A 6,208-nucleotide genomic window follows, 5' to 3' on the forward strand; every position below is an offset into this window, starting at 1 on the left:
AGGCTTTATTGAGATTATATTAAATTCTCATGATAGCGGAGATAAGAGAAAAGTTAGAGGAACTTAAGGCGAAGTTTGAGGATATAAAGTCTACCTTGAACCCCCAAGCCTTGAGAGAGGAGTTGGAAGAAATAGATAAGAAAATGGCTAACGCAGACTTCTGGGAAGACACGGAAAGGGCAAAAAGCCTTACTCAAAGAAGAAGGTGGCTTGAGGAGAATATAAGGGAACTTGAAGAAATACAAAAGGTCCTCCAAGACGTGGAGGAAATACTCCAGATTACGCCAGAAGAAGACTTAGAAACTCTCCAGATGCTAAGGGAGGAGTTAGAGAGGATAGAAAAGCCTATAAGGGACTTGGAGATAAAGGCTTTTCTCTCTGATGAGATGGATTCAAAGAACGCTTACTTGACAATTCAAGCGGGTGCTGGTGGCACGGAAGCCTGCGATTGGGCGAACATGCTACTCCGAATGTATAAACGCTGGGCGGAAAAACATGGCTACGAGGTTGAGGTGATAGATATAAACCCAGACGATGTGGCGGGGATAAAGAGTGCAACTCTTCTAATAAAAGGTCCATACGCCTACGGATATCTCAAAGGTGAGCATGGAGTCCATAGGCTTGTGAGGATATCTCCCTTTGATGCTAACGCAAGGAGACACACCTCTTTCGCTTCGGTGAGCGTGATGCCTCAGATAGACGAGACCATAAACATAGAGATAAGGGAAGAAGATATTGAAATGGAGACCTTTAGGGCAAGCGGTGCGGGAGGTCAGTATGTGAACAAAACAGACACTGCGGTAAGGCTCAGGCACAAGCCAACGGGTATAGTGGTGTCTTGTCAACAAGAAAGGTCTCAATTCCAAAACAGGTTAAAGGCTCTTGAGCTTCTCAAGGCAAAACTTTATCAGCTTGAACTTCAAAAGCTTGAAGAAAAGAAGAAGGCTCTTGAAGGTGAAAAAACAGATATAGGCTGGGGTCATCAGATAAGGTCCTACATATTCCAACCATACCAACTTGTAAAGGACCTCAGAACTGGTCTTGAGATTGGCAATGTATCTGCAGTGATGGACGGCGATATAGACCCCTTTATAGAGGAGTATCTAAGATGGAAAGCAAAGGAAAAGGCGGAAGCTACCTCTTAAGCCTTGAGGGGATTAGGGAGCTTTTTGACAGGCTAAGAGAGAAATACAGGGTTATAGCACCAAAGCTAAAAGATGGGTTGATAGCCTTCTCTGAGGTAGACAACTTTGAAAGTCTTCCCTTTGGCTACAAGAATGTGGAAGCTCCTGGATTTTACACCCTTGAAAGGTCTGGAGGCTACTTTACCTACACACATCCTTACAACTCCTTTAAAAATTTTTTGCATCCCCCGGAGCTTGCGCTCATTAAGGTAAAGAAAGAGAAAGGAAAGTTAAGTTTTCAAGTTCATATACAAGAAGAAACTCTGTGCCTCTTTGATATAAGAGCTTGCGACCTTTCAGCCCTAAGGGTGTTAGACTTGGTCTTTCTCCATAAAAATCCTCACCCCGACCCATACTATGCAGGTCTTAGGAAGGGGCTTTTTGTGGTGGCAGTAAACTGCACTTATGCCACTTTCACCTGCTTTTGCTCCACCATGGGAACTGGTCCTGAGGTAAAGGAAGGATATGACCTGCTCATAACAGAGCTTTCAGAAGGATTTCTCGTAGAAGTAGGTTCAGAAAGGGGGGGAGAGATTCTTGAAAAGATTGAAAACAAAAGCGATGCTGAAAGAAGACACTTTAAAGAGAAAGCACAGAGGCTTAGGGAAACTGAGGCTATGATGCGGGTTCATTTTGAAAGGGAGGGTCTCCCAGAGAGGCTTTACGGTAAAATGGACTCAACCTACTGGGAGCATATAGAAAAACGCTGTGTTGCCTGCACCTCTTGCACTCAAGCATGTCCTACGTGTTTTTGTTTTGATATTCTTGAAAGAAACAACCTTGAGTTAGATGAAAGTCTAAGGGTTAGGGTTTGGGACTCTTGCTTTTCACCTTCCTTTGCCACCGTCCACCGCTTTAATCTAAGACAGAGCGTCCACTCAAGATATAGACAGTGGCTCATGCATAAGTTTGCCTATTGGGTAGACCAGTTTGATTGCTTTGGCTGTGTGGGTTGTGGAAGGTGCATAACATGGTGTCCAGTAGGTATAGACATAAGGGAGGAGGTAAGAAGAATTGCCTACGCTTGAGAACCCCTACCTTTTGAAGGCAGGAAGGGTGGAGAAAGTTATAAAGGAATGCGAGGGAGTTTATACCTTTCATGTAAAGACTCAAGAGCCTGCCTATCCAGGGCAGTATAACATGCTATACGCCTTTGGTGTGGGAGAAGCACCTATCACAATAGCCAGCATGGGAGAAGGCTACATAGTCCACACAGTAAGAGCGGTGGGTGATGTAACAAGACATATAGACCAGCTAAGGGAAGGAGACTACCTCTATTGGAGAGGTCCATATGGCAATCGCTGGGAGATAGAAAGGGCTTATAACAAGACCCTCCTTATAATCTCGGGAGGTCTTGGTCTTGCAGCAACAAGATGGGTCTTTGAAGAGGCTCTCAACAAACCCATTAAGAGACTTGTTCATCTTTACGGTTCAAAGGACTACGATAGCCTTCTTTACAGATACCTTTATGAAAACTGGAGCTCAAAGGCGGAGTTTTACATAACTCTTGACAGACCAGACCCTCGCTGGAAAGGAAAAGTGGGGCTTATAACAGAACTCCTAAAAGAGTTAGAGCTTGATGAGGATACCATAGTCTTTACCTGCGGACCAGACCCCATGGTAAAAGCTTGTGTGAGGATTTTGCAGGAGAAGGGTATACCCCAGAACAACATATACGCATCCCTTGAAAGGCATATGAAATGCTCCGTTGGAACCTGTGGACACTGCATGATAGGTCCATACTTTGTTTGCAAGGATGGTCCCATATTCCGGTATGACCTTATAAGAGAATACTTTGAGAGGAAAGAGGTATGAGGGTAGGTGTTTTCAAGTTTTCTTCCTGCGATGGCTGTCAGCTTGCCTTTTTTGAGCTTGAAGAGGAACTCTTAAGGCTTTCCGAAAAGGTTCAGATACAATACTTCCTTGAAGCATCCTCTAAGAACACATGGGACTACTTTGACCTTGTCTTTGTGGAAGGGTCCGTATCCACTCCAGAGGAAGAGGAAAGAATAAAAAAGATAAGAGAGAGCTCAAGGTTTCTTGTAGCCATCGGTGCCTGTGCGGTTTCTGGAGGCATTCAATCCGCAAGGAACTTTGAAGACTTTTCAGAGATATACTTTTCAGTGTATTCTGGAAGATACGAAGTGAACCCCCTTTCAAAACCTCTCTCTGACTTTGTAAAGGTAGACTTGGAAATAAGAGGTTGTCCCATAAACAAGGAAGCCTTAAGGGAAGTGCTTATAGCCCTTCTGCAAGGCAAAAGCCCACAACTCCCATCTTATCCTGTTTGTTTGGAGTGCAAAAGGAAGGGTAATCCCTGCGTGGTGGTAGCCAAAGGGTTAATCTGTCTTGGACCAATAACTGTGGCGGGTTGTGGAGCTCTCTGCCCCACTTTTGAAAGAGGTTGTTATGGCTGTTATGGTCCTGTGGAGAAACCAAACCTGCAAGCACTCCTTGAAGGCTACAGTAGGCTAAGGGTATCTCAAGACCTTCTAAAGGAGCTTTTGAGGATTTCCTTCAATGGTTACAATAAAAGCATAAGGGAATGGCTATGAAGGTTCAGATAGAAGCCCTCACAAGGGTAGAGGGAGAAGGTAGCCTTGAGGTGTTTTTAAGGGATGGAAAACCAGAAAGTCTAAGGCTTTCAATATACGAGCCACCAAGGTTCATAGAAGGTATACTCAAAGGAAAACCTTACCAAGTTATACCAGACATTACCGCACGCATATGTGGAATATGCCCCGTCGCTTATCAGATGAGCGGTGTTCAGGCTATAGAGGACGCCTTCTGCGTCAAAATACCAGAAGATATAGAAGAAATTAGAAGGCTAATGTATTTTGGAGAGTGGGTTCAGAGCCACGCATTGCACGTATTTTTCCTACATCTTCCCGATTTTTTCAATGTCCCATCAATCATTGAGCTTTCCAAAATAGACAAGGGTCTTGTGCTTGCAGGGATGGAGATAAAAAGGGCTGGAAGCCTTATAATCCAAACTCTCGGAGGAAGAACTTCTCATCCAGTTTCTGTTGTCCCAGGTGGCTTTAGTGCTCTTCCTGAGAGTCTTTCGGAGCTAAAGGAGACCCTTGAAAAGGCTCTTGAAAAAGCCCTATGGACTGTGGAAAAACTAAAGGCTCTTAATTTTCCAGACTTTGAACTCAAGGAGGTTTTATTTGTCTCTCTCATAGAGGAGGATTATCCAATACTTAAGGGAGATATCTATCTTGAAGGTGTAAGGGTTAGTCCAAAAGAGTTCAAGAGTGTCTTTGTAGAGTTTGAAGTCCCCTATTCCACCGCCAAGCATGCAATGACAAAGGATGGAAGGGTTTACTTGGTAGGTCCTATAGCTCGTTTTAACAACGCCTTTGAAAAGCTCTCACCACTTGCCATAGAGACCGCTCATAAACTAAGCCTTGAACCCATGGTAAAAAACCCCCACAAAGGCATTCTCGTAAGAATTGTAGAGATAGTCCATGCCCTTGAAAGGTCTATTCGGATAGTGAAGGACTACAAAAAGCCACAAAAAAGTAAAGTTGAAGTGGTCCCAAAGAGCTCTACTGGTTATGGAGTATCAGAGGCACCAAGAGGTATACTTTGGCATTCCTATTCCTTTGACAGTGAAGGCAGGATACTAAGTGCGGACATAGTCCCGCCTACCTCTCAAAACCAAAGAGCCATAGAGCTTTCCCTTTGGGAGCTTATAAAGGACAGGGAAAATCTCAAAGAGGATTGGCTTAGAGACCATGCGGAGCCTGTGATAAGGAGCTTTGACCCTTGCATCTCTTGTGCCACGCACTTTCTTAAGGTGAGCCTCAAAGATGCTAAGAAGTTTACTTTGGCTTGAGGAGGTCTCTTCTACGCAAGAGGTAGCAAAGAAGGTTTTTGTGGGCACTGTGGTGGTTGCAAACAGGCAAACCTCTGGTCGTGGAAGGCTTGGAAGACACTGGCACTCTCCAGAGGGCGGGCTGTATTTTAGCTTTTCTATTCCAGTGGGCATAAAAGACGAAGCTACTTTACCTCTTGTGATAGCTCACTCGGTGGCTTCTTACCTAAAAGCTCTTGGCTTTATGCCTGCCATAAAGTGGGTCAATGACCTTTATGTGGGTGGGAAAAAGGTCTGTGGCGTTCTCACAGAAAGGCTAAGGGACAGGATAGTTATAGGTGTGGGAATTAATCTCAACCAAGAGAGCTTTCCAAAGGACCTTGAAGCCATATCTCTTAGAATGCTTAGTGGTAAGACCTTTGATAAGGTTAGTTTCCTTCTGGAGCTTTTAGTGTTTATTGAGAGGGACATAGACAAGCTCAATGCCTTTGGCTTTGTTGCCTTTAAGCAAGCCATAGAAGACAGGCTACTTTTCAAGGATAGTGAGGTCATACTTTACACTCCAGAGCCAGTGGTTGGCATTTTAAAGGGCATCTCTGAGGAGGGAAGCCTGCTTTTGCTAACTCAAGAAGGTCTCAAGTCTTTTAGTGTAGGAGACCTTACCCTTAGGGCTTTGTGATGTTATACTTTAAGCCATGCTAAAGATAGCTCTACCAAAGGGCAGGCTCTTTGAAGAAAGCCTTGAGCTTTTTCTCAAAAAGGGAATAATACAAGAGGGCTTTGAGGAGGGAAGAAGGCTAAGCGTAAAGGTTGGAGACTATGAGTTTCTCCTTGTGAAACCCTTTGATGTGCCTGTTTATGTGGAAAACGGCGTAGCGGACCTTGGAGTGGTTGGCAGAGATGTCCTACTTGAGAGAAAACCAGACCTGTATGTGCTTTTTGACCTTGGAATAGGCTTTTGTAGGATAGTGGTGGCGGGCAAGGAAGAAAACAGAGAAAAATACCTCAAAAGCTCCTACATAAAGGTTGCCACCAAATACCCTCGCATAACTCAAGAATTTTTTTCAGAAAAGGGCGTAAAGTGTAAGGTTATACCCTTGAGCGGTTCTGTGGAGCTTGCACCTCTTATTGGACTTTCTGACTTTATCGTGGACTTGGTGCAAACTGGAAGGACTTTGAGGGAAAACAACCTTGTGGTGATAGA

At 44.3% G+C, this 6,208-nt stretch carries 7 protein-coding genes; all 7 read left to right on the forward strand.

All coding sequences use genetic code 11. The annotated features are described in order from the left end of the window. Positions 1-29: 29 nt before the first annotated feature. Positions 30-1,145 (forward strand): peptide chain release factor 2, encoded by a 1,116-nt coding sequence (gene prfB / locus WKI49_00155; GenBank protein ID MEJ7620913.1) that lies wholly within the window; start codon positions 30-32, stop codon positions 1,143-1,145. After that, positions 1,109-2,212, forward strand: coding sequence for a 4Fe-4S dicluster domain-containing protein (locus WKI49_00160; protein MEJ7620914.1), 1,104 nt, complete (start codon positions 1,109-1,111; stop codon positions 2,210-2,212). Before prfB ends, WKI49_00160 begins: the two co-directional genes overlap by 37 nt. Further along, on the forward strand, positions 2,199-2,999 hold the full coding sequence (locus tag WKI49_00165) for an FAD/NAD(P)-binding protein (GenBank protein MEJ7620915.1): 801 nt from the start codon (positions 2,199-2,201) through the stop codon (positions 2,997-2,999). Before WKI49_00160 ends, WKI49_00165 begins: the two co-directional genes overlap by 14 nt. Next, complete coding sequence (locus WKI49_00170) at positions 2,996-3,739, forward strand: Ni/Fe hydrogenase subunit delta (GenBank protein ID MEJ7620916.1); 744 nt, start codon at positions 2,996-2,998, stop codon at positions 3,737-3,739. Before WKI49_00165 ends, WKI49_00170 begins: the two co-directional genes overlap by 4 nt. Continuing rightward, on the forward strand, positions 3,736-5,025 hold the full coding sequence (locus tag WKI49_00175; GenBank protein ID MEJ7620917.1) for a Ni/Fe hydrogenase subunit alpha: 1,290 nt from the start codon (positions 3,736-3,738) through the stop codon (positions 5,023-5,025). Before WKI49_00170 ends, WKI49_00175 begins: the two co-directional genes overlap by 4 nt. Next, the gene (locus WKI49_00180; GenBank protein ID MEJ7620918.1) at positions 5,000-5,683 is read left to right on the forward strand and encodes a biotin--[acetyl-CoA-carboxylase] ligase; all 684 of its coding nucleotides are present in this window, start codon (positions 5,000-5,002) and stop codon (positions 5,681-5,683) included. Before WKI49_00175 ends, WKI49_00180 begins: the two co-directional genes overlap by 26 nt. 16 nt (positions 5,684-5,699) lie before the next feature. Beyond that, positions 5,700-6,208, forward strand: a 509-nt coding sequence (gene hisG / locus WKI49_00185; GenBank protein ID MEJ7620919.1) for an ATP phosphoribosyltransferase, incomplete at its 3' end; no start/stop codon positions are given.

Source organism: Aquificaceae bacterium (assembly GCA_037722135.1).
Classification (GTDB): domain Bacteria; phylum Aquificota; class Aquificia; order Aquificales; family Aquificaceae; genus Pampinifervens; species Pampinifervens sericum.